We start from the raw sequence: 25,782 nt of genomic DNA, 5'->3' as shown, positions 1-25,782 counted from the left end.
GGGGGTTCTCCTCGGTGCGCTCGTGCGCGTCGTGCTGGTGGTGGTGCTGTCGGTGCGGCGCGCGCGGCGCGAGGTGCGCTCAGCCACGGAGCGCAGCGATCGCGGAGTAGCTGCGGGAAGCGGCCTCGAGGGAGTTCCCCGTGCTCGGCGGCGTCGCCAGCGTGGGAGCGGTGTCCTGCTCCCAGACGCCGAAGCGCTGGCCGCGGTCGCGCAGCTCCGAGAGGAACGCCTGGTAGGGCAGGTTGCCCGCGCCGAACTCGACGATGTCGTAGCCGTTGGTGTTGGCGTTGTTCGTCTTGCCGTCCTTGAGGTGCAGGATCGGGTAGCGGCGCGGGTTGCGCTTGATGTAGTCGAGCGGCTCGAAGCCCGGGTAGAGCTTCTTGCCGACGTACGCCCAGTAGACGTCCATCTCGAGGTACACGTGACGCGGGTCGGTGTTGTCGTAGAAGAGGTCGTACAGGCGGGTCTTGGGGTCGTCCGTGGCGAACCCGAACTCACCGGCGTGGTTGTGCTGGTAGAGCTTCATGCCCGCGGCCGAGACCTGCTGGCCCCACTTGTTCCACTCCTCCGCCGCGGCGAGGTAGCCCGCCTTGGTGTTGACGTTGGTGGGCGCGTTGCCGGTGCCGAGGTGCGGCGTGCCGAGGATCTGCGCGATCTCGATCTGCTTGCCCAGCTCCGAGCGGAGGAGGTTGGTGCCGACGTGCGAGCCGACGGCGCGGAGGCCGTTGTCGTCGAGCAGCTGGCGGATCTGCTGCGGGGTGATCGCCCCGACGTTGCCCTGGGTGTACCCGGCGAACTCGATCTCGCTGTAGCCGATGCGGCCGAGCTCCTCGAAGACGGCCCGGAAGCCGAGCGACGAGACCTTGTCGCGGACGCTGAAGAGCTGGATGCCGATGCGGTTGATCGGGACCAGGCGCGTGGATCCGGACGAGGGCGCGGGGGCGGCCGTGGCGGGCGCCGCGAGGGCTCCCGCTCCGACGCCGACCGCGACGGTCGATGCGGCCAGGGCCGTCATCAGCGAGCGCCGGCTCATCGGCTTGGCCGTGATGGATGCGTGGTGGTGGTGCATCATTTCTCCTTCGAAATGGCAGATGGTGCAGGGGGTGGGGGGCCGGCCGGCCCGGTCGAGCCGGCCGGCCCCTGCGCGGGGGCTACTGCTGGACGGTGAGGTTCAGCAGCGCCGACGCGGCGTTGGTGTCCGCCGTGGCGGTGTGGGTGACGGTCAGCTTGTAGCTGCCCGCCGCGAGCTTCGGGAGCGTCACCACGACGTGCCCGTTCTCGTCGAGGGTCCCGGTGAGCATCGCGACGGTGGAGAGGTTCCTCTTCACCATCACGCTCACCTGACCGGTGCCGGCGACACCCGTCAAGGACTTCGCGTCGACCGTGACCTGCGCGCTGGCGCCCGGCTTGACCGGGTTGGGCGAGACGGTCGCGGTGAGCTCCGAGGCGGCCTTCGAGACGATCAGGCGGGCGGTGCCCTCCGAGGCCTTGAAGGTGGCGTCCGAGCCGTACGCCGCACGGAGGGTGTGGGTGCCGGCGCCGAGGGTCTTCGGCAGGGCGAAGGTCGCCTTGCCGTCCTTCAGCGTCGCGCGGCCCAGCTCGGTGGCGCCCTCGTAGAGGACGACCTCTCCGCCGGGGTTCCCATCCTGACCGGTGACCGTGACGGTCGCCTCGCCCGGTGCCCCGAAGGTCACGCGGGGAGCCGAGAGCGCCACGGTGGTGGTCGACGCGGCGGTCGGGGCGTTCGCCGCGGCCAGGTCGATCGTGAACTTCACCGTGCCGACCGCCGAGACGTTGCCGCCGGTGTCGGTGGCGCGGTACTGGATCGTCCGGGCGCCGTTCGTGGTGAACGGGACCGTGTACGCGCCGTTGACGGCGCGGACCGTGGTCCACGTCGTGCCGTTGTCGGCGGAGTACTGGACGGTGGAGAGCGCTCCGTTGTCCGTGGCGGTGAGGCCGAGGGTCACGGGCTTGTTGTAGACGCCGCCGACGCCCGCAGGCGCTGCCGGGTCGAGGGTCGCCGCGACGGTCGGAGCCGTCTTGTCACCGGCGCCGACACCCTGGAAGGTGAGGGAGTCGAGCGACAGGCCGCTGGGCGAGGTCACGTAGAGCGAGCCGGTGCCGCGGGGGACGTTGGTGCCGAAGGGGACGAGGACGTCCTTCCAGCCGGCTCCCGCGGGGATGGTCGCCGTTCCGAAGGGCGCTGCGTCGGCAGCGTTCCAGCGGAGGTCGACGGTGCCCTCACCGGTGGCGCGGACCACGACGCCGGTCAGGTTGGCGAAGTTCACCGGGTCCCAGCGCAGGAAGGATCCCGCACCGAGTCCGCTGACGGCGTTGCCGCCGCTGGCGGTGGTGTCCGCGTAGGGCAGGACGCCCTCACGGGCGGCGTGCTCCGCCTCCTGCGTCTTCGGGTTCAGCCGCAGCGTCGCCTCGGCCGCAGCCGGGGGCAGGCCGTTGAAGCCGCCGTCCGTGTAGGTCACGACGACGGTGCCGTACAGCAGCGCGCCGGGGCCGTGCTCGGGCGAGTCCTTGGACGTCGGGAACGCTCCCTTGGCACCGGTGCCGGTGACCTCGGGGTGGGCGTGCTCGTCGTGGCCGAGGCCGTAGGTCCAGCCCACGCGGCTGCTGACGATCTGGTCGCCGTCCTCAGCGTCCTTGCCGGTCACCTGGTAGGGGATCGCGTCGCCCCAGCTGAAGAACGAGCCGTTGCCGGGCGTCTGGATCTGGATCTGCGGCGCCTGGTTGCCGACCGAGATGACCCGCGAGGTCAGGCTGAACTTGCCCTTGGCGTCGGTGACGCGCAGACGGGCCGTGAACTGTCCGAGCTCGGTGTAGCTCTTCTTGACGGTCACTCCGGTGGCGTCGAAGGTGCCGTCGCCGTCGAAGTCCCAGTCGTAGGTGAGCGCGTCGCCCTCGGGGTCGGTCGATCCCTTGGCGTCGAACGTGACCTCGAGCGGGGTCTGCGAGGCGGACAGGGGGGTCGCGGTGAAGCGGGCCTGCGGCGCCTTGTTGCCCTCGGCGTAGTCGATCCGGTACAGGCCCGCGTCGGGGTTGGCGCGGAAGAATCCGTCGCCGTACTCGATCACGTACATCGACCCGTCGGGGCCGAACTCCATGTCCATCGGGTTGTCGTGGATCGGCTGCGCGGCCTGGCTGAGCGCCGCGTTGGGGAGGAAGTCCTCGATGTGCGTGACCGCGCGGTCCTCATCGAGCGTGAACGCCGCGATGTAGTCCTGCGAGAACTCGCCGAAGAAGGTCTTCTTGTCCCAGTACTCCGGGAACTTCGACGTCGAGGTGTTGTCCGCGTCGAAGTGGTACACCGGTCCGCCCATGGGGCCCTGGCCGGTGCTGGTCCCGAAGTTGACGAGCTCGTCGAACGGCTGGTCGCCGGGGTTGTCGCCGTAGTAGACGGTCGCCGCCTTGGCGTCCGGGATGTCGACGAGGCCGGTGTTCCAGCGCGAGTTGTTCTTCAGGTTCTCCGGGTCGAAGAAGCCGCGGGGCGTCGACGTCTCGAAGTTCCACTCGTTGTACGGCGCGTTCGGTCCGTGGACGTAGGGCCAGCCGGAGTTGTGCGGCTCGTCCAGTCCGGTCGCGTTCCACTCGACGAGGCCCATCGGGCCGCGGACGCCGTCGGCCGCAGCGGCCTTCGTGGCGTCGGGGCCGTAGTCGCCCCAGGAGAGGGTGTTCGTCTCGGCGTCGACGTCGATCTTGAACGGGTTGCGGACGCCCATCACGAAGATCTCGGGGCGGGTCTTCTCGGTTCCCACCGGGAAGAGGTTGCCGTCGGGGATCGTGTACGAGCCGTCCTCCTGCACGGTGATCCGGAGGATCTTGCCGCGGAGGTCGTTCGTGTTGCCGGCGCCGCGACGCGAGTCGAAGCCCGGGTTCATGCGGGGCGCGTCGTTGTTCGGCGCGAAGCCCGCGGCACCCGGAGCGCTCGCCGGCGTGTTGTCGCCGGTGGAGAGGTACAGGTTGCCGTCGGCGTCCCAGTCGAAGTCGGCACCCACGTGGCAGCACTGCCCGCGCTGGGTCTCGATGTCGATGATCTTCTGCTCGCTCGCGAGATCGAGGCCCGAGCCGGTCCACTTGAACCGGGAGAGGCGGTTGATGCCCTTCCACTGGTCCCAGTAGCTGTCGGTCGCGCCCTCGGGCAGCATGTTCGGAGCCGCGCCGGTCGGGGTGTTCCCGGGGGGCGCGTAGACGAGGTAGACCCACTTGTTCTCGGCGAAGTCGGGGTCGATGCCGACGGACTGCAGTCCGTCCTCCGAGTTCTGGTACACGGGGATCGTGTTGACGACACGGGTGGTGCCGGTCTTGGGGTCGGTGTGGCGGATCTCGCCGTTCCGAGCGGTGTGGAGGACCGACTTGTCCGGGAGGACGGCCAGGTCGAGGGGCTCGCCGACGTTCTTCGTCAGCAGGACCTTCTCGTAGTTGCTCCAGTCGAGAGCGGATGCTCCGCCCTCGGAACCGTGGTCCACTCCGTCGTGGGCCGAGGCGGGCAGGCCGAGGGCGGTGAGTCCGGAGACCGTCACCATCCCGGCGATGCCGAGTGCGAGAAGACGCCTGATGCTTCTTCTCGAGGATCGCTTACCATTCATGCGTGATGTGATTCCTTCAATGAGGTGTTCATCGCAGAGGCCGGGTCCGTCGCTGTCCGCACGACTGAGCGGATCCGGTCTCCTCCTGTCCGGCCCTGGGGCCGGTGTCTTGCACTCCTCCTCCTCTCGCGGATGCCGGTGGCGCTGCGCTGCGGGTCGTCAGTGATCCCGGGGCGGCGCCGAGGTGGGGGCCGGCGCGGGATGGTTCCCGCGCCGACCCGGGCTGGTGGGGCCGATCAGGACTCGAAGGCCGAGGGCAGGTACTCGGAGACGTTGTCCTTGGTGACGACCGGCGCGAAGAGCTGGATCTGGCGGGGGACGCCGAGCGAGCTGGTGTCGGCCATCGACTTGTTCTGCTCGACGAGGCGGGCGAGCTTGATGCCGTCCGCGGCCTGGGTCGAGGGGTAGACGACCGTGGCCTTGACGACGGAGTCGTCGGCCTCGATCGCACGCATCACGTTGGCCGATCCGGCGCCGCCGACGAAGAGGAACTCGTCGCGTCCGGCGGTGTCGATCGCCGCGAGGACGCCGACGCCCTGGTCGTCGTCGTGGTTCCAGATGGCGTCGATCTTCGGCGCGGCCTGGAGGAGGTTGGCCGCGGCCTGCTCTCCGCCCTGGACGGTGAAGTCGGCGGCGACGCGGTTGTCCACGTCGAGTCCGCAGCCCTCGAGCGCGTCCGAGAAGCCCTGGCTGCGCTCCTGAGTCAGCGGGAGGGAGTCGATGCCGGCGATCTCGGCGACGACGGCGTCGGGGTTGTCGCCGAGCTCCTCGCAGATGTAGGTGCCGGCGCTGACGCCCATGCCGTAGTTGTCGCCGAGGATGGTCGATCGGGCGGCGAAGGGGCTGGAGAACTCGCGGTCCACGTTGATGACGGTGATGCCCGCCTCCATCGCCTGGGTGGCGACCTGCGTGAGCGCCGCTCCGTCGATCGGCAGGAGCACGATCGCGTCGACTCCGTCGTTGATGAAGGTCTCGACCTGGCTGATCTGGAGGTTGACGTCGTTGGTGCCCTCCGCGGTGCGGAGCTCCACGTCGTCGTACTTCTCGGCCTCGGCGATGGCGGCGCGGCTGACCGCGCCCATCCAGCCGTGGTCGGCGGCGGGAGCGGTGAAGCCGATGACGACGTTGTCGCCGGAGGCGTCGTTGTCCGAGGCGGCCACGGCGGCGGCGGTCCCGCCGGAGGCGGCGTTGCCGGTCTCGACCGGGGCGTTCGAGATGCAGCCGGTGAGCATCAGCGCGACGGCGCCGAAGGCGACGCCGGCCGAGCCGAGTCGGGCGGTGCGGGAGAGGCGGCTGCGGGTGAAGGGGCGTGCGGGCATGGAAGTGATCTCCTTCGATCGATCCGAGGGGTCCGAGGGCACACGTGTCCTGCGGAGAGGTGACCTGAGTGGTCGGGTGGGTTGCTGTGTGTGGAGGAGCGGGGCCGGAGCCCCGGGGTCAGGACTTCCTGCCGCGGGCGGCGAACCGCTGCTGCAGCAGGACGGCGGCGACGATGATCGCGCCCTTCGCGACGGCCTGAGTCGAGGTCGACATGTTGTTCTGCGTGAACACGTTGGTCAGGGTCGTGAAGATCAGGACGCCGAACACGGTGCCGACGATGGTGCCGCGGCCGCCGGCCAGCAGCGTGCCTCCGACGACGACCGCCGCGATGGCGTCGAGCTCGTAGAGGAGGCCGTTGGTCGAGCTGCCGGCGGTGGTGCGGGCGAGCATCATGACGGCGGCGATGCCGGCGGTGAGCCCGGCGAGGCCGTAGACGTACATGGTGTGGCGGCGGACCTTGATGCCGGCGAGGCGGGCCGCCTCCGGGTTGCCGCCGACCGCGATGGTGCGGCGGCCGAAGGTGGTGCGGTTGAGCAGGATCCAGCCGGCGACGGCGACGACCACGAAGATCAGCACGAGCACCGGGATGCCGAGCACGTCGGCGCGGAAGAAGTCGAGGAACGGCGTGACCGTGACGACCTGCGTCTGGCGGTTCGAGATCAGCTCGGCGAAGCCGCGGGCGGCGACGAGCATCGCCAGGGTCGCCATGAAGGCGACGACCCGGCCGTAGGCGATCAGCGCGCCGTTGATGAGGCCGCAGACGAGGCCGACGACGACCGCGGTGAGCACGATCACCAGCCAGGAGGTGTTGGCCGCGTAGTACTGGGTCGAGACCGTGCTCGCCCAGACCGTCGCGAGCCCCATCACGGAGCCGACCGAGAGGTCGATGCCGCCGGACGTGATGACGAAGGTCATGCCGATGCTCAGCACGCCGATGACGGCGGCGAGGCGGAGGATCGTGAGCACGTTGTCGACGCTGGCGAAGCGCTCCCCCGCGGTCGCGAATCCGACGATGCAGAGGATCACCAGCGCGAGCAGCAGCCCGACGTTGCGGCCGAGGGAGCCCTGCATGAGGCGGGCCATCCCGGAGCGGGAGTCCTTCGAGGGCACGCCCCCGGAGGAGCCTCCCGTCGCGGCCGACGCGTGACGGGCGGCGTCCTCCTGCGGACCGCCGATCGACGGCGACGCGGTGTCGAGCTGTCCGCTCACGCTGCACTTCCTTCCATGACGAGATCGAGCACGCGGTGCTCGTCGATCGAATCGGCCGGGCCCTCGTGGACCACGGCGCCGTCGGAGATCACGAGCACTCGGTCGGAGAGTCCGAGGACCTCGCCGATCTCGCTGGAGACCACGAGCACGGCGGCGCCGTTGGTCGCGAGGTCCCTGATCAGGGTGTAGATCTCGGCCCGTGCGCCGACGTCGACCCCGCGGGTCGGCTCGTCGAGCAGCAGGACGCGGCAGCCGCGCACGAGCCAGCGGGCGAGGAGCGCCTTCTGCTGGTTGCCTCCGGAGAGGGTGCGGGCGTCGCGGTCGACCCCGGAGGGCCGCAGGTCGAGGGAGACCGCCTGCTCGGCCGCCGCCGCGCGCTCGGAGCGCTCGTCGAGGAAGCCGCGCTTGGCGAAGCGGTCGAAGGTCGAGAGGGTGATGTTGCGGTAGACCGGCTCGTCCAGGAGCAGGCCCTGGCTCTTGCGCTCCTCCGGGCAGAGGCCGATGCCGGCGTCGACCGCCGAGGTGACGGATCCGGCGCGCAGGCGCTTGCCCGCCACGCTGACCGTCCCGGTGCTGGCGCGGCGCGCCCCGTAGATGGTCTCGAGGATCTCGGAGCGGCCGGAGCCGACCAGCCCCGCGAGGCCGACGACCTCGCCGGCGCGGATCTCGAGGGAGACGTCCGAGAAGGAGCCCTGCAGGCCCAGCTTCTCGACCTTCAGCAGCGTCTCGGCTTCGACGTCGAGCTCCTGGCGGTCCGGGAAGACGTACTCGACGGCGCGGCCGGTCATCAGGGTGATGAGCTTCGAGGTGGGGGTGTCGGCGACCGCGAGGTTCTGCGCGACGGTGGCGCCGTCCTTGATCACGGTGATCCGGTCGCCGATGGCGCGGATCTCGTCGAGGCGGTGCGAGATGTACACGATGGCGACGCCGGAGGCGGTGAGCTGGCGCACCACGTGGAAGAGGTTCTCCACCTCCTCGGAGTCGAGCACCGCGGAGGGCTCGTCCATGATGATGACCCGCGCGTCGTGCGAGAGGGCACGGGCCATCTGCACGATCTGCTTGCCGGCGGCGGAGAGCGTGCCGACCTCGCGGTTCGGCGAGATCTCGGAGTGGCCGAGGCGCTCCATCAGCTCGCGGGTGATCCTCGTGGCCTTCGCCCGGGCGGTGAAGCCGCCGCGGGAGAGCTCGTGGCCGAGGAAGATGTTCTCGGCGACGGAGAGGCCGTCGACGACGTCGAGCTCCTGGTACATCGTCGCGATGCCCAGGGCGAGGGCCGCCGTCGGGGACGGGATCGTGACGACGTTCCCGTCGACGAGGATCTCGCCCTCGGTGGGCTGGTGGGCCCCGGCGAGGGTCTTGATGAGGGTGGACTTGCCGGCGCCGTTCTGGCCGAGGAGGCAGTGCACCTCACCGGGTCGGACATCGAGGTCGACGCCATCGAGAGCACGGGCGCCGGGGAAGACCTTCACGATGCCGCGCATCTGCAGAAGCAGCTGCTGAGACTCGTCGGAGGTGCGGGGAAGAGGCTGTGCAGCAGTGCTGCGGGGGTCTGCGGTGACCATGCGGATGAAGCTACTTCCACTTACGTCGCGGGTCAAGCAAAAGTTCTGAACCGATTCGAAGGCGGTTCGAGTGATCGCCCAGTCGCCCCAAGGGCTTCCTGCTACCGCGTCAGGGCTGGGATCCGCGGGATTACGCGACATCTGACGGCGGCGGTTGAGACATTCCGTCCGTGATAGAGCGCTCTCCGAACCCTATGAACGTGCTCATGTCCGTGCAGCCCGGGCGCGCCGCCTCGCTGAGCCCTGGGCGCGCCGTCTTCCAGCGCCTCGTTGGCGGTCGGCGGCCTGCCAACACGCATTGCTTCCGCTTCCGCTAGCGGCCGTACCCTGCCTCGCGGAGCGCTTGCTCCGCTGCCACGGAGACTTCGGCGAGGAGATTTTTGACCTTACTCTCCATCATTCGCGCGGTTCGCAGTCGAAGACCCTCCGAGATGACTGGGTAGACCTCACGAAGAAAGACGTGCTGAACGATCGTTCCGCTCCTGTCCAGCACGATGAAATCAGCGCCGTCCGTGTCTGGACGAGCAATCTGAACGGAGAATCTTTGCTCGGCTGTGGCCCTTGCAGGGGAACCGCTTTCAAGCTGCAAGGCAGGGGCTTGCACGTACCGGGTTTGCCTGTATCCCTCCCTCAGGCCGCTACGACTGGACGACATGTACGCCTGAAGCGCCAGGGGTGGCCGTAACACGGTCGAAGTGACAACGACCTGTGCGCATTCCGAAAGAAGATTCACCAATCGACCCGCCGTCTCATCGAGAATTTCATGCTCGAGACCTCCCCGACCCGTGAGGAGAGATTCGAACGCCGTAAGCTGGTCGGCGACGTCGGGCGTCCGGGCGGATTCCAGCTCGGTCCTGATGAGGTTGATCGTATCGATCACACAGTCGCGGAAGAACGTTGTGAATCGGCCTCCCCTACCGGCATCGGCAGCTTCAAGACTGTCGAGGTATCGCGCCTTCTGGTCGGAGAAGATGACGATAGGGACTCCGTAGGCCCGATAGAGATACACGGAGGCGAGCGCGCGGGAGACCCGGCCGTTCCCATCCGGAAACGGATGGATACACACGAACGCGTAGTGCGCATACGCCGCTTGCACGACTGGCGGCGCATCGTGGAAGCGAGTCGAGCGCAATTCTTGAATGAGCCGATTCATTTCGGGAACGACGTCATTGGGAGACGCATAGCTATGAACACGGTTCGAAGCGAGGTTGAGCGGGTTATTCGGGTCCCTTTTGTATGCGCCTGTCTGGAGAGGGCGCTCCTGCCAGCCGACCGAAGTAAGAACACGGTAGGTTTCTTGGGAACGACATAGGACTTCGTGGAGACCTCGAATCCAATACTCGCTAATCGGAACATTCTGGGTCGCCGCGTCGAGAACATGCTCGTATCCGGCGAGTTGGTCGGCGATTACGCGAGCAACTTCGTCGCCCTTTTGCTCGGGTATACGAGCCCAGGCGACCGTTGTGGCAGCTACTGTGAAAGTGAACCCGCGATCGACCTCGTATAGATTCTCGATGGCGCCGGTATCAACCGCTGCCCACTTGTTCGTTATGTCTAACATCCGTTGCCACAGCTCCCCTGGAACGTCGGCGCGTTCAGATGCGAGCATCTCCGCGAACGTGTCGACCAGTGCGACGTCCGCCCCTCGCCCCTCCCACTCTTCGAAGGAGGGAAAGGGCGTGTACGGGTCTGTCACAGGACTTGCGTCGTCATACATGTAGTCTCCACTCGATGGCGTGCTGGATGCCGCGCAGGGATATGCCTCCGGTAGTTCAGTGTCCCAGCCGCGCTCCCGTTCGTACCGAAGCTCGCCGCTGGTCGAGACCGATCCGGAGGTAGCCGGACGAAGCCGACCCATGCCAGGGTCGTAGAGCCGACGAAAGGACGACGATGTCGAACGACCGAGCCCTGCGCGTCGCGATGGTGGGGACCGCCTTCATGGGCCGCACCCACTCGCACGCCTGGCGCACCGCCTCCCGCTTCTTCCCCCTCCCCCTCCGCCCCGAGCTCGCCGTGCTCGTGGGGAGCAACCCCGACTCGACCGCCGAGCGCGCCGAGCGGCTGGGCTGGAGCGAGGCCTCCACCGACTGGCGGGCCGTCATCGCCCGCGACGACATCGACCTCGTCGACATCTGCACCCCGGGCGACACCCACGCCGAGATCGCCATCGCGGCCCTCGAGGCCGGCAAGCACGTGCTGTGCGAGAAGCCCCTCGCCAACTCCGTCGAGGAGGCGGAGCGGATGGTCGCCGCGGCCGCCGCCTCCGGGAAGGTGGCGATGTGCGGCTTCAGCTACCGCCGCACCCCGGCCCTCGCCCTCGCCAAGCGCTTCATCGAGGAGGGCCGCCTCGGCGACATCCGCCACGTGCGCGCCCAGTACCTGCAGGACTGGCTGTCCGACTCCGAGGCGCCGCTGACCTGGCGCCTGCAGAAGGAGCGCGCCGGCTCGGGCGCCCTCGGCGACATCGGCGCGCACAGCATCGACACCGCCCAGTGGCTGACCGGCCGCGGCATCACCTCGGTCTCGGCGACGCTGCGCACCTTCACCACCGAGCGCCCCGTGCTCAGCGAGCAGGTCGGCCTCGGCGGCCGCGCCGGTGCCGACGCCCCGCGCGGCGCCGTGACCGTCGACGACGCCGCGGCCTTCACCGCCTCCTTCGAGGGCGGCGCCCTGGGCGTCTTCGAGGCGACCCGCGTCGCGACCGGCCGCCGCAACGCCAACCGGATCGAGGTGAACGGCGAGCTCGGCTCGATCGCGTTCGACTTCGAGCGGATGAACGAGCTCGAGTACTACGACGCCCGCGATCCCGAGGAGGCGCAGGGCTTCCGGCGCATCCAGGTCACCGAGCCGGCGCACCCGTACATGTCCGCCTGGTGGCCGACCGGGCACGGCATCGGCTACGAGCACCTCTTCACGCACCAGGTCGTCGACCTCGTCGAGGCGATCGCCGGCGGCACCCCCGTCGCGCCCACGTTCGCCGACGCCCTCGACGTCCAGCGCGTCCTCGACGCGGTCGCCACCAGCGCGGGCGCGTCGTCCGTCTCCACGCCGGTCGCCCGCTGACCCGACCGTCCCCTCCCCGCGAGATGCCGCTCCGGTACGCCTCCCCCGGCGTGTCGCGTGCCGAAGCGGCGTCTCACGGAAGGGGGCGGCGGGCGCGGGGAGTCACAGTCGGCGCCGCGCGCCGATCCTGCGCCATAATGCGCCTATGAGCAAGAAGATTGACGCCGCGCATCGCGCGCTGGTAGACGCCCTCGACAAGCACGCCCGACTCGTCTCGGACAAGGAGTCGAAGCCGCGGAAGGTCGAACGGGCCGGAGCCGAGCTCCGCGCCGCGACGAAGGCGTACGCCGCGCTCGTGTCCGCGCGCACCGGCGCCGCGAGCCCCTTCGCCGACCTGGCCGACCCCCGCCTGGACAAGCCGACCATCGCGTCGCTCCGGGCCGAGCGCGACGCGATCGCGAAGAGGATCGCCAAGCACGAGGCGTCGGCGGGCGAGGACGGCGCGCTCGCGAGCTGAGCGGCCGCCACGGCGCGGTCAGGCGGTGAGCGCGCGCCTCCGCTGCCTCCGAGTCGCCGTGTTACGCGCGGGTTCCGCGCGGGTCCGAACGCCTTCGTAAGGTGATCCCCGGGATCCGCGCAGTCGCGGCGCCGAGCGACCGGAGGCCGGTCGCAGCGCCGGCGGTGACCAGCACCGCTCGGTCGGCGCCGAGTGCCCGGATCCTCTCCACGGAAGGATCCCCACAGCCATGACCCTGCGCACCCGACTCCTCGCGACCTCCGCGATCGCCGCCTCCGCCGCCCTCCTCCTCGCCGGCTGCTCCGGCGCGGGCGGCGGCGACGACACCGTCCGCATCGGCGTGGTCGGCGCGAGCGACCCCTACTGGGCCACCTACGAGAAGGCCGCCGCCGACGCCGGGATCGACGTCGAGATCGTCGACTTCAGCGACTACAACCAGCCCAACCCCGCCCTCACCGAGGGCGAGATCGACCTCAACCAGTTCCAGCACATCGCCTACCTGGCGCAGTACAACACCTCGGCCGACGCCGACCTCGTGCCGATCGGCGCGACCGCGATCTACCCGCTCGGCCTCTACTCCTCGCAGTACGACGACGTCGCGGACATCCCCGCCGGCTCCACCGTCGCGATCCCCAACGACGAGACCAACCAGGCGCGCGCGCTGCTGGTGCTGCAGTCGGCCGGGCTCGTCGAGCTGAAGGACGGCGGCGGAGTGCTCTCGAACGTCGACGACGTCGAGTCCTCCTCGAAGGTGGAGGTCACCGCGCTGGAGGCCTCCCTCACCCCGACGTCGCTCCCGGACGTGGCCGCCGCGATCATCAACAACGACTTCATCGAGAACGCGGGCCTGAAGGCCTCGGACGCGATCGCCCAGGACGACCCGAGCGACCCCGCCTCCCTGCTCTACACGAACATCTTCGCCGCCCGGGCCGACGACGCCGAGAACGAGACCTACACGAAGCTCGTCTCGATCTACCAGGACAGCCAGGACGTGCTCGACGGCGTCTCGGAGCAGTCCGGCGGCACCGCGGTCTTCCTGAAGACCCCGGCCTCCGAGCTGGAGACCTCGCTCGAGTCCGCCGAGACCGACATCTCCGCCGCCTCCTGACTCCGGCACCCGCGGCACCGCGCCGGTCGGGTCCTCCGCTCGCGGAGCTCCCCTCCGGCGCGGTCCCGCGCCTCCCCCGCAACAGAAAGGGCGCCCCGTGCCGCTCATCCGCATGACCGACGTGCGCAAGGTGTACCCCGGCGCAGGGCGCGGCGCCGCCCCGACCGCGGCCGTCGACGGCGTGAGCCTCGAGATCGAGGCGGGCGACGTATACGGCGTGATCGGCTACTCCGGCGCCGGCAAGAGCACGCTCGCGCGCCTCGTCAACGCTCTGGAGCCCGCGACCAGCGGCAGCATCGAGATCGACGGCCGCGAGACCGTGGGCCTGCCCGAGCGCGAGCTGCGCCGGCTGCGCCTGGGGATCGGGATGATCTTCCAGCAGTTCAACCTGTTCGGCTCGAAGACCGTGGGGCAGAACGTCGCCTACCCGCTGCAGGTCGCGGGCGTCCCGCGGGCGGAGCAGCGCGCCCGCGTCGACGAGATGCTCCGCTTCGTCGGCCTGAGCGACAAGGCGCGCAGCCACCCGGAGCAGCTCTCGGGCGGGCAGAAGCAGCGCGTCGGCATCGCCCGCGCCCTCGCCGCCTCCCCGCGCATCCTGCTGGCCGACGAGGCCACCAGCGCGCTCGACCCGGACACCACCGGCGAGGTGCTCGCCCTCCTCCGCCGCATCAATGAGGAGCTGGGCGTCACCATCGTCGTGATCACCCACGAGATGGACGTGGTCCAGCAGCTCGCGACGAAGGTCGCGGTGATGGAGTCGGGCCGCATCGTGGAGCGCGGGCCCGTCTTCGACGTGTTCTCGGCCCCGCGCGAGCCGGTCACCCGCCGCTTCGTCTCCACGGTCGTCCGCTCGGTGCCCTCGCCCGCGGAGGCGGCCGTGCTGCGCGCGCGCCACCGCGGTCGGCTGGTCACGCTCTCGTTCTCGGACGACTCCGCCTCCCAGGGCGACGTCTTCGCCGAGGTCGCGGCCGCCGGTGTGCCGCTCGAGCTCGTCTACGGCGGCATCACCGACGTCCGCGGGCGGGCCTTCGGCCACCTCACGGTCGCCCTCGACGCGCCGGACGGCGTCGTCGACTCCCTCCTCGCCCGCCTCGGCGGACGCGTCGCCCTCACGGAGGTGCCCCGATGAACGAGCTGATCCCGCTCCTGCCCAAGCTCGTCCAGGCGACCGGCGAGACGCTCTACATCGTCGCGCTGAGCCTCCTCTTCGGCGGGCTCGGCGGACTGCTGATCGGACTGGGCCTCGCGCTCACCCGCGGCGGCGCCCTCTACGCGAACCGGATGGTCCACGGACTGCTCAACGTGATCGTGAACGTGTTCCGGCCGATCCCGTTCATCATCTTCATCGCCGCGGCCCAGCCGCTGGCCCGGCTGGTGGTCGGCTCCGGCATCGGCACGGACGCCATCGTCTTCACCCTCTCGCTCGGCGCCGCCTTCGGCATCGGGCGGATCGTGGAGCAGAACCTGCTGACCGTGCAGCCCGGCGTGATCGAGGCGGCGCGGTCGGTCGGAGCGAGCCGGTTCCGGATCGTCCGCACGGTGCTGCTGCCGGAGGCGCTCGGTCCGCTGATCCTCGGCTACACGTTCGTGTTCGTCGCCGTGATCGACATGTCGGCGGTCGCCGGATACATCGGCGCCGGCGGGCTCGGCAACTTCGCGATCCAGTACGGCTACCGGCAGTTCGAGCCGGTCGTCACCTGGGCCGCGGTGCTCGTGATCATCGTGATCGTGCAGCTGGTGCAGCTGCTCGGCAACGTGCTGGCCCGCCGCGTCCTGCGCCGCTGAGGCCGCCCCCGCACGGCTGCGAAACGCCACCCCGGTACGCGACACGCGGGTGTCGCTGTACCGGAGTGGCGTCTCGCGGAGTGCCGTCCGCAGAGGCGGGAGCCGTCAGTAGCGCGGCTTGCGCTCCGGGCGCTCGCTCGAGCGGCTCGGGCCGCTGGGGCGTGCGCCGCGGTCGGCGCCGGCGCGGCTCGGACGGCGGTCCGGCTTCAGCTCGATCAGCTGCCCGCTGATGCGGGTGTCGGCGAGGCGGTCGAGCACGTCCTGGGGCAGGTCGGCCGGCAGCTCCACGATCGAGAAGTCCGGGCGGATGTCGATGTGCCCGAAGTCGCCCCGGTTGAGGCCGCCCTCGTTCGCGAGCGCGCCCACGATCTGGCGGGGCTCGACGCGCTGGCGGCGGCCGACCTCGATCCGGTACGAGGCGAGGTTGCTGTTCGCCGGGCGCTGACGGCGCTCGGGACGCTCGCCGCGGTCGCCGCCGCGGTCGAAGCGGTCGCCGCGCTCGGGGCGGTCGCCCCGGTCGGGCCGGGAGTCGCGGTCCTCGCGCTCGCGACGGGCGAAGCGGGGGTCGTCGGGCGAGAGCAGCAGCGGCTCCTCGCCCTGCGCGACGATGGCCAGCGCGGCGGCGACGTCCGACTCGACCACGTCGTGGTGCTCGACGTAGTGGCCGATGATGTCGCGGAAGCGCTGCAGGCGCTCGGTGTCGGCGAGCGCCGCGGTGATCGCGTCGTCGAAGCGCGAGAGGCGGGTGACGTTGACGTCCTCGACGCTCGGCATCCGCATCTCGGTCAGCGGCTGGCGGGTGGCCTTCTCGATGGCGGCGAGGAGGCGGCGCTCGCGCGGCGTGACGAAGCTGATCGCCGCTCCGCTGCGCCCCGCGCGGCCGGTGCGGCCGATGCGGTGGACGTACGACTCGGTGTCGATCGGGATGTCGTAGTTGACGACGTGGCTGATGCGCTCGACGTCGAGGCCGCGGGCGGCGACGTCGGTCGCGACGAGGATGTCGAGCTTGCCGGACTTCAGCTGCTCGACGGTGCGCTCGCGCTGGGCCTGGGCCACGTCTCCGCTGATCGCCGCCGCGGTATAGCCGCGGGCGCGCAGCTTCTCGGCCAGCGTCTCCGTCTCGCTCTTCGTGCGGACGAACACGATCATGCCCTCGAAGTTCTCGACCTCGAGGATGCGGGTGAGGGCGTCGACCTTCTGCGGGTACGACACCATCAGGTAGCGCTGGGTGGTGTTGACGGAGGTCGTGGTCTTGTTCTTGACCGTGATCTCCTCCGGCTCCTTCAGGTACTTGCCGGAGATGCGGCGGATCTGCGCGGGCATCGTCGCCGAGAACAGCGCGATCTGCTTCTCGACGGGGGTGTCGGCGAGGATCGTCTCGACGTCCTCCGCGAAGCCCATCTTGAGCATCTCGTCGGCCTCGTCGAGCACCAGGAACTTCAGCTGCGAGAGGTCGAGGGTGCCCTTCTCGAGGTGGTCCATGATGCGGCCGGGCGTGCCGACGACGACGTGGACGCCGCGGCGGAGCGCGGAGAGCTGGGTGCCGTAGCCCTGGCCGCCGTAGACGGGGAGGACGTGGACGCCGCGGAGGCCGGACGCGTAGCGCTCGAACGCCTCGCAGACCTGCAGCGCGAGCTCGCGGGTCGGGGCCAGCACGAGGGCCTGCGGCGTCTTCTGCGAGACGTCGAGGCGCGAGAGGATCGGCAGCGCGAACGCCGCGGTCTTGCCGGTGCCGGTCTGGGCGACGCCGAGGACGTCGCGGCCGGAGAGCAGGGACGGGATCGTCGCGGCCTGGATGGCCGAGGGCGTCTCGTAGCCGACCTCCTTGAGGGCCTTGAGGACCGGGTCGGAGAGACCGAGGTCGGAGAAGGTGAGCGTGGGGGCGCTCTCGGAAGCGGTGTCGGCTTCAGGGGCGGAATCGGGGGTATCGGTGGACGCCATGGTGCAACGGTAGTGCTCCGGCGGCACCGCCGTCCGAGGGAACCCCGAACGCTCGGGCGATCCCGACCCTCCGGAGGCGCCTCGAGCGCCCGTCACGGGGTGAAGTCGAGCAGCACCTTGCTCGAGCGCGAGGCGTCGCGGGCGAGCTCGAAGGCCTCGAGCGCGCGCTCCACCGGCACCACCTGCGTGACCACCGGCGCCACCGCGAGGCTCCCGTCGGCGAGCGCCGCCAGCACCTCGTCGATCTCGTCGACGAAGCGGAAGGAGCCGATCAGGCGCAGCTCCCGGGTGATCGCGAGCGAGATCTGGGCCGGCTGCTCGCCCGAGGGGAGGAGTCCCACCATCACGACGGTGCCGCCGCGGGCGGCGCTCCGGACGGCCGAACCGAGGCCGCGCGGGCTGCCCGAGGACTCGAAGACGACGTCGGCGGCGACCTCGGCGATCGCGGCTGCGTCGGTCGCGCGGATCGTCCGGGTCGCGCCGACCGCGCGGGCGATCGCGAGCGGCTCCTCGGCCAGGTCGACCGCGACGATCTCGGCCGCCCCCGCCCGCTTCAGCACGGCGACGATCAGCGCCCCGATCGGGCCGCTGCCGATCACCAGCGCGCGCCGTCCCGCCACCTCCCCCGCGCGCGAGACCGCGTGCCAGGCGACGCTCGCCGGCTCCGCGAGCGCCGCCTCCCGGAGCCCGAGACCGGCGGGCAGCTCGCGGAGCATGCGCGCCGGCAGCACCGCGTGGCGGGCGAACGCGCCCTGGGTGTGCGGCATCCGCGCGGCGCTGCCCAGGTAGGTGCCCTCGGTCGCGAGGTTGGGGCGCCCGTCGGGCCACTCGCCGCGAGCGGTCGCGGGGTGCACGGCGACGGCCGCGCCGACCGGGGGTCCCGAGCCGTCCGCCGCTGCCTCGACGACCGTGCCGACCACCTCGTGGCCGAGCGTCAGCGGCTCGCGGAGGATCGACTCGCCCGCGGCGCCGTGCGTCCAGTAGTGCAGATCGGAGCCGCAGATCCCGCCGTACGCGACGGCGACGAGGGCCTCGCCGGGGCCGCGCGGCGCGAGCGGCGCCTCCTCGACGCGGAGGTCGCCGGCGGCGTGGACGACGACGCGGGTGGTGGAGGCGGGGACGAGCGCGGTCATGCGGGTTCCGTTCGGTGGGTCGAGGGGTGGCTCAGACGACGACGGTCATGCCGCCGTCGATGAAGACGACCTGCCCGTTGACGTAGTCCGAGCCGTCGGAGGCGAGCCAGACGGCGGGGCCGATCAGGTCCTCGACGCGGCCCCAGCGCGCGGCGGGCGTGCGGCCGAGGATCCAGCTGTCGAACGCCTCGTCGTCGACGAGGCCCTGCGTCATCTCGGTGTGGATGTAGCCCGGCGCGATCGCGTTGACCTGGATGCCGTGCTGCGCCCACTCCGCCGTCATCGCGCGGGTGAGGTTGCGGACCCCGCCCTTCGAGGCGGTGTAGGGCGCGATCGTCGGCCGCGCGAGATCGGCCTGCACCGAGGCGACGTTGACGATCTTCCCGGCGCCGCGCGGGATCATCCGCTTCGCCGCCGCCCGGCCGACCACGAAGGCGCTGGTGAGGTTCGTGCGCAGCACCCGCTCCCAGTCGGCGACCTCGAGCTCGAGCAGGGGCACGCGGTGCTGGACGCCGGCGTTGTTGACCAGGATGCGCAGCGGGCCCACCGCCTCCTCGATCCAGGCGACGCCCGCCTCGGCGGCCGCGTCGTCGGTGACGTCGGCGGGGAGCGCTCGCGCGCGGAGGCCGGGCCGAGACGTCCCGCTGCGCGCCGGGACGCCGGCGAGGGGCGGTGTCTCGGCGAGGGGCGGTGTCTCGGCACTGACGGGCAGCGGGAAGCCGGCGCCTCACCGCTGCCGGGCGCGTGAGCACGGCAGCTCGGCGGAGAGGCGCCGCGCGAGAGCAGCCTCCGCGCGTCGGCGCAAGGGCCCCCGCTCCGGGCGTCCCCGACCTAGCGTCGGTGGAACGGCATCATCGAGCGAAGGAGCACGACATGGCATCAGGAGTCGCAACGGTCTGGGTCCCCGTCACGGACATGGAGCGGGCGGTCGCGTTCTACCGCGACACGCTCGGCCTCGAGGTCAAGGACACCTCGGACGACTGGTCGGAGCTGGACGCCGGCGGGCTGATGATCGGCCTGAACGCCCGCGAGTCGGCCACGGTCGCGGAGCAGGGCGGGGCGGTCATCTCGTTCCAGCCCGAGGGCTCGATCGAGGACGAGCTGGAGCGCCTCACGGCGCGGGGCGCGTCGATCGAGGGTGAGATCAGCGACCACGAGTGGGGCCGCATCCTCCCCTTCAAGGACTCGGAGGGCAACGACCTCCAGTTCTACTCGCCGCCGCAGGGCTGAGCGGAGGACCGCCGTCGAGGCGGCCGCGACGAGCGGCGGGCGGGCCGGAGCCGGAGGGCTGCGGTCCGCCCGCCGCTGTGCGTCGCGCGGCCCGTCGGTCCTCGCGCAGGCGCGTCGCCCGGCCGGTCCGATCCTCGGATCGTCTCTCCGCCGCACGTGAGACCCTCCTCCCAGCCCGCCTCCGCACCTGAGGTCCTAGGATCAGTTGTCCGCCGCATCTGCGGACCCCAGATCCGGAGGTCCCCGTGCATCGTCGCCTGCTCCCCCTCGTCCCGGCCGCTGCCGCGCTCCTCCTGCTCGCCGGCTGCTCCGCTCCGTCGACCCCCGCCGGCGATACGGCCACCGGCGGCGCGACGTCCTCGGCCGGCGGCTCCATCACGGTCTTCGCCGCCGCCTCGCTGAAGGGCGCGTTCACCGAGCTCGCCACGGGGTTCGAGGCCGCCGAGCCCGGCGCGCAGGTCGAGCTCTCCTTCGCCGGCTCCTCCGACCTCGCGACGCAGATCGTCAACGGCGCCCCGGCCGACGTCTTCGCCTCCGCCGATGAGCGCACCATGTCCACCGTCGCCGAGGCCGGGTTCGTCGACGGGGACCCGGTCGACATCGCCACGAACACGCTCGAGATCGCCGTGCCTCCCGGCAACCCGGCGCAGGTCGCCTCGCTCGCCGACCTCGCCCGGCCCGGGACCGCCACCGTCGTCTGCGCGCCGCAGGTGCCGTGCGGAGCAGCGGCCGTCGCGGTCGAGCAGGCCGCCGGTGTCGACATCTCCCCCGTGAGCGAGGAGTCGTCGGTCACCGACGTGCTCGGCAAGGTGTCCTCGGGCGAAGCGGACGCCGGGCTCGTCTACGCGACCGACGTCCGCGGGGCCGCGGGCTCGGTCACCGGCATCCCCTTCGCCGAAGCCTCGGAGGCGGTGAACACGTACCCGATCGCGGCGCTGACCGGAGCGGGCGACCCGGCCACGGCGGCGGCCTTCGTCGCGTACGTCGCCTCCGACGCCGGGCGCGCGGTGCTCGCGGCGGCCGGGTTCGGAGCGCCGTGAGAGGCCACGGGATATCCGGGTTCGGAGCACGCCTGAGGGGCGTCTCGGCGTCGGAGGAGGGTCGGCGGACGGCCGGTGCGGGGTCGCAGGACGGCCAGCAGGACGGCCGGGGAGCCGCGGGTCGGTCATAGGAGGGTCGTAGGACGGTCATCGGAGGCGCAGAGCCCCGGCCGCCAGGGTTGCTCGCGACGGACACCACGATCGACGAGGAGCACGACCATGACCCGCATCCCGGAGCCCCGCAGCACGCCCGACGGACCGGCCTACGAGGGCCGCCGGCTCGACCGCCCCGAGGAGGAGGTGGTCGACCAGGGCCTCCCGTTCGACGTGGGGACCCTCTTCTCGCGGCGCGGCGTGCTGACGCTGGTCGGCGCGGGGGCGGCGACCCTCGGGCTCGCAGCATGCGCCACCGGAGGATCGGGGTCCGCCTCCTCCGCCGCCGCTACCGCCACCGCGACTCCCACCGCGACCGCCACGGCCGGGGCCGGCACCGCGGTCGCCGGCGAGATCCCCGACGAGACGGCCGGCCCCTACCCGGGCGACGGCTCGAACGGGGTCGACGTCCTCGAGCGCTCCGGGATCGTCCGCAGCGACGTGCGGACCAGCATCGGCGGCGGCGCGACGGCCGACGGGGTCCCCCTGGCGCTCACTCTGACGATCCTCGACGCGGCGAACGGGGGCGTGCCGTTCGCCGGAGCCGCCGTGTACGTCTGGCACTGCGACGCGCACGGGGACTACTCGATGTACTCCAGCGGCGTCGAGGACGAGACGTACCTCCGCGGCGTGCAGGTCGCCGACGCGTCGGGCGTCGTCTCCTTCGCCTCGATCGTCCCGGCCTGCTACTCCGGCCGCTGGCCGCACATCCACTTCGAGGTGTACCCGGGAGTGGACTCGATCACCGCCGCGTCGAACGCGATCGCGACCTCGCAGGTCGCCCTGCAGGAGGAGGCGTGCACCGCGGTCTACGCCCTCGACGCCTATGCGGGCTCGGCCGCGAACCTCGCGCGGGTCGGCCTGGACTCGGACTCCGTCTTCGGCGACGACGGCGGAGCCCTGCAGCTCGCGACGATGTCCGGCAGCCCGGCGTCCGGCTACTCCGCGGCACTCACGGCGAGCGTCGACACCCGCACCGCGCCGACCGCGGGCGCCGCCCCCCGCAGCCGCTGACCCCCGTCCTCCTCCGCGGGACGCCGCTCCGGTCCGCGACACGCAACGGAGGCGCACCGGAGCGGCCTCTCACGAGAGGGGGAACGGGCGTCAGCGCAGGAGGCGGCGGCCGACGGCCACGGCGCCGAGGGCGGCGAGGACCCAGGGACCGCCGACCAGCAGCGGGTCGAGGATCTGGTGGCGCACGTCGGACCGGCCCCGGCGCGAGGCGATCGGGTGCGCGTGCACCTCGGCCAGCACACCGGTCTCGGTGATCGGATCGTCCGGCCGTGTCGTGAGCAGCGAGCGGAGGTGCGCCCCGGTCGACTCCACCCGGTCGCCCAGCACGAGCAGCAGCCAGTGCGCGTGGCGGCCCTCGCTGAACCGGTCGTAGGCGTAGCGGCGGATCGCGCCCGAGAGGCCGTGGAGGGGCTGCGCCGTGCCGAAGACGGCGGGCAGCTCGAGGTGCTCGATGCTCTTCTCGCGACGGCCGTGCGTCCGCATCCTCTCCGGGCGCTCCCAGTGCGCGCCCGAGACGAGGTCGCTGCGCTCGCGGGGGAAGGCGGGCCGGTCGGCGGGATCGAGGTCGGCACCCCAGCCCGGGATGCGGGCACGCAGCTCCTCGGCGGTCGGCACGCGGACGGGGCGGTCGGCGGTGTACGGCACGGGATCCTCCTACGGGACGACGACGGTCTTGATGCAGCCGTCGAGCTTGGACGAGAACAGGTGGTACCCCTCGGCGATGTGCTCGAGCGGGATGCGGTGCGTGATCAGGTCGCTGGGCGTGATGTGCCCGGCCCGGATGTGCTCGAACAGGCGCGGCCACTGCCGGGTGACGGGGGCCTGGTTCATCCGCAGGGTGAGGCCCTTGTTGACGGCGTCGCCGAACTTGACGGCGCTCGCGAGCGGCCCGTAGGCGCCCATCACCGAGACGGTGCCGCCCTTCCGGACGCCGTCGATCGCCCAGTTGAGCGCGATCGGCGACCCGCCCTGCAGCTTGAGCTTGGCGCCGGTGACGTGCTGGAGGAGGTTCCCGTCGGCCTCCGCCCCGACCGCGTCGATCACGACGTCGGCGCCGAGCCCGCCGGTGGTCTTCTTGAGGGTGACGATGAGGTCGTCCTCCTCGGTGTAGTCGATGGTCTCCGCGAAGGCGAAGTCGCGGGCCTTGGCGAGGCGGTAGTCGATCTGGTCGACGACGATGACGCGGCCGGCGCCCATCAGCCACGCGGAGCGCGCGGCGGCCAGGCCGACCGGTCCGGCTCCGAGCACCACGACCGTGTCGCCCTCGACGATGTCGCCGAGCTGCGCGCCGAAGTAGCCGGTCGAGAAGGCGTCGGTGAGCATCAGGGCGTCCTCGTGCGGCAGCCACTCGGGGATCTTCGTCGGGCCCACGTCGGCGAACGGGACGCGCACGTACTCCGCCTGCCCGCCGTCGTAGCCGCCCGCCGAGTGCGAGTAGCCGTAGATGCCGCCGATCGCGGTGGCGTTCGGATTCACGTTGTGGCAGTTGGAGTAGAGGCCGCGGGAGCAGAACCAGCAGGAGCCGCAGTAGATGGTGAAGGGGACCATCACCGTGTCGCCGACGCTGAGGTTCTCCACCGACGAGCCGACCTCGTCGACCACGCCGATGAACTCGTGGCCGAAGGTGTGGCCGATCCGGGTGTCCGGGAGCAGCCCGTGGTAGAGGTGCAGATCGGATCCGCAGATCGCCGCCATCGTCACCCGGACGATCGCGTCGTTCGGGTGCTCGATCCTCGGCCGGTCCTTCTCCTCCACGCGGACCTTGTAGGGGCCCCGGTAGACCATCGCGCGCATGCCGCCTCCTGTGTCGTCGTCCCTTCAGCGTGCGTCGTGCTCCCGCCGGTCCTCCAGGGGGTTGCGCGCGCGGCCCGGGAGACCCAGCGCCCGTCCCTCCGCGTTCCTCTCCTCCCTCTCCGCGAGATGCCACCCGGATGCGCGGCACGCCGCAGGAGGCGCACCGGAGCGGCATCTCGTGGAGAGGGGACGGGCACTGCACAGGCTCAGCCGCGGACGTAGGATCGACTCCATGCCGCAGATACGGATCAGGGACGCCGCCGCCGCGCTCGGCGTGAGCGACGACACGCTGCGGCGCTGGATCGAGAACGGGACGCTCGAGAGCGCGAAGGACGCGTCCGGGAGACGCGTCGTCGACGGCCTCGAGGTCGCCCGGCTCGCCCGCGCGAACGCCGTGCTGCCGGAGGATCCGTCCCCGGTCGCGCGCTCGGCCCGCAACCGCTTCGTCGGGATCGTCACCGGCATCGTGATGGACACCGTGATGGCGCAGGTCGAACTGCAGTGCGGTCCGCACCGCGTGGTCTCGCTGATGAGCAGCGAGGCGGTCCGCGAGCTCGGGCTCGAGCCCGGGTCTCCCGCGGTGGCGGTGGTCAAGGCGACCACGGTCATCGTCGAGACGCCGCTCGCCCGCGGCTGATGCGCACCGGGTCCGGCCTGCCGCGCTGGGTCGTGGCCGTCGCCGCGCTCGGCGCCCTGCTGGTGCTGCTCCCGCTCGCCGCGATCCTCGCCCGCGTCGACTGGCCGCAGTTCCTGCCGCTGATCACCTCCGACTCCTCCGTCGCCGCGCTCCTGCTGAGCCTGCGCACCTCCGCCGTCGCGACTCTGCTGTGCCTGCTGATCGGCACACCGATGGCCCTCGTGCTCGCCCGCACGGCCTTCCCCGGCCAGCGCCTGCTCCGCTCGCTGGTGCTGCTGCCGCTGGTGCTGCCGCCGGTGGTCGGCGGGCTGGCGCTGCTCTTCACCTTCGGGCGGATGGGCCTCCTCGGCGGCGCGCTGGAGGCCCTCGGCGTCCGCATCGCGTTCTCGACCACCGCCGTCGTGATCGCGCAGACTTTCGTGGCCCTGCCGTTCCTGGTGCTGACGCTCGAGGGCGCGCTGCGCAGCGCCGGCGCGCGGTACGAGTCGGTCGCCGCGACGCTCGGCGCGTCCCCCGGGACGGTGCTCCGGCGGATCACGCTGCCGCTGATCCTGCCGGGCCTCGCCTCGGGCGCGATCCTCTCGTTCGCGCGGGCGCTCGGCGAGTTCGGGGCGACGCTGACCTTCGCCGGCAGCCTCGAGGGCACGACGCGCACCCTCCCGCTCGAGATCTACCTGCAGCGGGAGAGCGATCCGGACGCGGCGGTCGCCCTCGCGCTGGTGCTCGTGGTGGTCGCGGTGCTCGTGATCGGTCTCGCGCACGGCCGCTCCGCCCGGGGGGTGCCGCGGTGAGCCTGCTGCTGGAGGCGCGGCTCGCGGCGCGCGGGATCGACGTGCGGATCGACGTGGCCGAGGGCGAGACGATCGCGCTGCTCGGGCCCAACGGCGCGGGCAAGTCGACCGTGCTCGAGCTGATCGCCGGCCTCGTCCGCGCCGACTCCGGGCGGGCGACCGCCGGCGGCGAGCTGCTCTTCGACGACCGCCGGTGGACTCCTCCGCACCGGCGCCCCGTCGCTCTGCTGGCGCAGGATCCGCTGCTGTTCCCGCACCTCAGCGTGCGCGAGAACGCGGCGTTCGGTCCGCGCAGCGCCGGCGCCGGACGGGCGCGGTCGCGCGAGCGAGCCGAGCGCGAGCTGGCCGCAGCGGGCGTGGCCGACCTGGCCGACCGGCGCCCGGGGAGCCTCTCCGGCGGCCAGGCGCAGCGGGTCGCCCTCGCCCGAGCCCTCGCGACCGACCCGCGCCTCCTGCTGCTCGACGAGCCGCTGGCCGCGGTCGACGCCCGGACCGCCCCGGTCCTCCGCCGGATGCTCCGCGAGGTGCTCGCCGACCGCTCGGCGATCGTGGTCACCCACGACGTGCTCGACGCCTGGACCCTCGCCGACCGGGTTCTGGTGCTGCACGGCGGCCGGGTGGTCGAGGAGGGGCCGACCGCCCGCGTCCTCACGCGCCCGCGCACCGCATTCACCGCCGAGCTCGCCGGGCTCGAGCTGCTCGAGGGCGTCCGCACCGCGACGGGTCTGCGCACCGCCGACGGGCACGAGCTGTCCGGAGTGGCGGCCGAGCCGGTCGCGGTCGGCGCCGCGGTGCTCGCCGCGGTCCGCCCCTCCGCCGTCTCCGTCGGAGAGGGAGGCCTCCGCGCCGTGATCACCGATGTGGAGCAGCGGGGAGACGCGGTGCGGGTGCGCAGCGCGCTCCTGACCGCCGACGTCCCGGCGGCCGACGCGGCGCGCCTCGACCTC

General features: G+C 71.6%; 22 protein-coding genes. 11 read left to right on the top strand and 11 right to left on the bottom strand.

The features are described from left to right. Positions 1-79 precede the first annotated feature (79 nt). From C5C95_RS14135 to C5C95_RS14110, 6 genes are all read right to left on the bottom strand, one after another. Entirely contained in the window at positions 80-1,069 is a 990-nt protein-coding gene (locus C5C95_RS14135; RefSeq protein ID WP_219813837.1) for a sugar phosphate isomerase/epimerase, read from the bottom strand. 82 nt (positions 1,070-1,151) lie between these two features. After that, positions 1,152-4,598 (bottom strand): PQQ-dependent sugar dehydrogenase, encoded by a 3,447-nt coding sequence (locus C5C95_RS14130; protein ID WP_181125696.1) that lies wholly within the window; start codon positions 4,596-4,598, stop codon positions 1,152-1,154. A gap of 236 nt (positions 4,599-4,834) precedes the next feature. Continuing rightward, positions 4,835-5,917: a substrate-binding domain-containing protein gene (locus tag C5C95_RS14125; RefSeq protein WP_104222461.1), complete on the bottom strand. Its 1,083-nt coding sequence runs from the start codon at positions 5,915-5,917 to the stop codon at positions 4,835-4,837. Between the two features lie 118 nt (positions 5,918-6,035). Continuing rightward, positions 6,036-7,001, bottom strand: coding sequence for an ABC transporter permease (locus C5C95_RS14120; protein WP_104222491.1), 966 nt, complete (start codon positions 6,999-7,001; stop codon positions 6,036-6,038). 122 nt (positions 7,002-7,123) lie between these two features. Continuing rightward, positions 7,124-8,608, bottom strand: a complete 1,485-nt coding sequence (locus tag C5C95_RS14115) for a sugar ABC transporter ATP-binding protein (RefSeq protein ID WP_208543410.1) — start codon at positions 8,606-8,608, stop codon at positions 7,124-7,126. Positions 8,609-9,002: 394 nt separating this feature from the next. Next, positions 9,003-10,406, bottom strand: a complete 1,404-nt coding sequence (locus C5C95_RS14110; protein ID WP_181125694.1) for a Fic family protein — start codon at positions 10,404-10,406, stop codon at positions 9,003-9,005. Positions 10,407-10,579: 173 nt separating this feature from the next. Here C5C95_RS14110 and C5C95_RS14105 point away from each other — a divergent pair, with 173 nt between their 5' ends. From C5C95_RS14105 to C5C95_RS14085, 5 genes are all read left to right on the top strand, one after another. Further along, on the top strand, positions 10,580-11,752 hold the full coding sequence (locus C5C95_RS14105; protein ID WP_104324691.1) for a Gfo/Idh/MocA family protein: 1,173 nt from the start codon (positions 10,580-10,582) through the stop codon (positions 11,750-11,752). A gap of 145 nt (positions 11,753-11,897) precedes the next feature. Continuing rightward, positions 11,898-12,209: a hypothetical protein gene (locus C5C95_RS14100; protein WP_104233529.1), complete on the top strand. Its 312-nt coding sequence runs from the start codon at positions 11,898-11,900 to the stop codon at positions 12,207-12,209. Between the two features lie 229 nt (positions 12,210-12,438). After that, entirely contained in the window at positions 12,439-13,317 is an 879-nt protein-coding gene (locus C5C95_RS14095) for a MetQ/NlpA family ABC transporter substrate-binding protein (RefSeq protein WP_104237943.1), read from the top strand. 97 nt (positions 13,318-13,414) lie between these two features. Then, on the top strand, positions 13,415-14,446 hold the full coding sequence (locus C5C95_RS14090; protein ID WP_258063519.1) for a methionine ABC transporter ATP-binding protein: 1,032 nt from the start codon (positions 13,415-13,417) through the stop codon (positions 14,444-14,446). Beyond that, on the top strand, positions 14,443-15,102 hold the full coding sequence (locus C5C95_RS14085; protein WP_104226596.1) for a methionine ABC transporter permease: 660 nt from the start codon (positions 14,443-14,445) through the stop codon (positions 15,100-15,102). The genes C5C95_RS14090 and C5C95_RS14085 overlap by 4 nt, the downstream gene beginning before the upstream one ends. A gap of 105 nt (positions 15,103-15,207) precedes the next feature. Here the strand turns inward: C5C95_RS14085 and C5C95_RS14080 are convergent, their stop codons facing one another. The 3 genes from C5C95_RS14080 to C5C95_RS14070 all read right to left on the bottom strand — a co-directional run bounded on the left by C5C95_RS14080 (position 15,208) and on the right by C5C95_RS14070 (position 18,888). Next, on the bottom strand, positions 15,208-17,043 hold the full coding sequence (locus tag C5C95_RS14080) for a DEAD/DEAH box helicase (protein WP_104237941.1): 1,836 nt from the start codon (positions 17,041-17,043) through the stop codon (positions 15,208-15,210). 92 nt (positions 17,044-17,135) lie between these two features. Continuing rightward, positions 17,136-18,176 carry an L-idonate 5-dehydrogenase gene (locus tag C5C95_RS14075; RefSeq protein WP_104324690.1) on the bottom strand — a complete coding sequence of 347 codons (1,041 nt, stop codon included), beginning with the start codon at positions 18,174-18,176 and terminating at the stop codon, positions 17,136-17,138. Positions 18,177-18,207: 31 nt separating this feature from the next. Beyond that, positions 18,208-18,888: an SDR family oxidoreductase gene (locus C5C95_RS14070; protein ID WP_104324689.1), complete on the bottom strand. Its 681-nt coding sequence runs from the start codon at positions 18,886-18,888 to the stop codon at positions 18,208-18,210. Positions 18,889-19,049: 161 nt separating this feature from the next. On the opposite strand from C5C95_RS14070, the gene C5C95_RS14065 reads away from it, so the two are divergent. From C5C95_RS14065 to C5C95_RS14055, 3 genes are all read left to right on the top strand, one after another. Next, positions 19,050-19,406 (top strand): VOC family protein, encoded by a 357-nt coding sequence (locus tag C5C95_RS14065; RefSeq protein ID WP_104233520.1) that lies wholly within the window; start codon positions 19,050-19,052, stop codon positions 19,404-19,406. 245 nt (positions 19,407-19,651) lie between these two features. Next, complete coding sequence (gene modA / locus C5C95_RS14060) at positions 19,652-20,446, top strand: molybdate ABC transporter substrate-binding protein (RefSeq protein WP_104324688.1); 795 nt, start codon at positions 19,652-19,654, stop codon at positions 20,444-20,446. 219 nt (positions 20,447-20,665) lie between these two features. Further along, on the top strand, positions 20,666-21,613 hold the full coding sequence (locus C5C95_RS14055; protein WP_104324687.1) for an intradiol ring-cleavage dioxygenase: 948 nt from the start codon (positions 20,666-20,668) through the stop codon (positions 21,611-21,613). Between the two features lie 90 nt (positions 21,614-21,703). Here the strand turns inward: C5C95_RS14055 and C5C95_RS14050 are convergent, their stop codons facing one another. Both C5C95_RS14050 and C5C95_RS14045 read right to left on the bottom strand, forming a co-directional pair. Further along, entirely contained in the window at positions 21,704-22,258 is a 555-nt protein-coding gene (locus tag C5C95_RS14050; protein ID WP_104324686.1) for a hypothetical protein, read from the bottom strand. A 9-nt stretch (positions 22,259-22,267) separates the two neighbouring features. After that, positions 22,268-23,407, bottom strand: coding sequence for a zinc-dependent alcohol dehydrogenase (locus C5C95_RS14045; protein WP_104324685.1), 1,140 nt, complete (start codon positions 23,405-23,407; stop codon positions 22,268-22,270). Between the two features lie 232 nt (positions 23,408-23,639). On the opposite strand from C5C95_RS14045, the gene C5C95_RS14040 reads away from it, so the two are divergent. From C5C95_RS14040 to C5C95_RS14030, 3 genes are all read left to right on the top strand, one after another. Next, the gene (locus C5C95_RS14040; protein WP_104222447.1) at positions 23,640-24,044 is read left to right on the top strand and encodes a molybdopterin-binding protein; all 405 of its coding nucleotides are present in this window, start codon (positions 23,640-23,642) and stop codon (positions 24,042-24,044) included. Next, a complete protein-coding gene (locus C5C95_RS14035) occupies positions 24,044-24,835 on the top strand; it encodes an ABC transporter permease (protein WP_104324684.1) in 792 nt (263 codons plus the stop codon). The genes C5C95_RS14040 and C5C95_RS14035 overlap by 1 nt, the downstream gene beginning before the upstream one ends. Further along, positions 24,832-25,782 (top strand): sulfate/molybdate ABC transporter ATP-binding protein (locus C5C95_RS14030; RefSeq protein WP_104324683.1); only part of this gene is annotated, 951 nt, incomplete at its 3' end. The genes C5C95_RS14035 and C5C95_RS14030, both read left to right, overlap by 4 nt.

The sequence above is a fragment of the Rathayibacter sp. AY1B7 genome (assembly GCF_002932735.1).
Lineage (GTDB): Bacteria > Actinomycetota > Actinomycetes > Actinomycetales > Microbacteriaceae > Rathayibacter.
The sequence above is the reverse complement of the archived record's forward strand: the minus strand, read 5'-3'. Positions and strand labels throughout refer to the sequence as shown.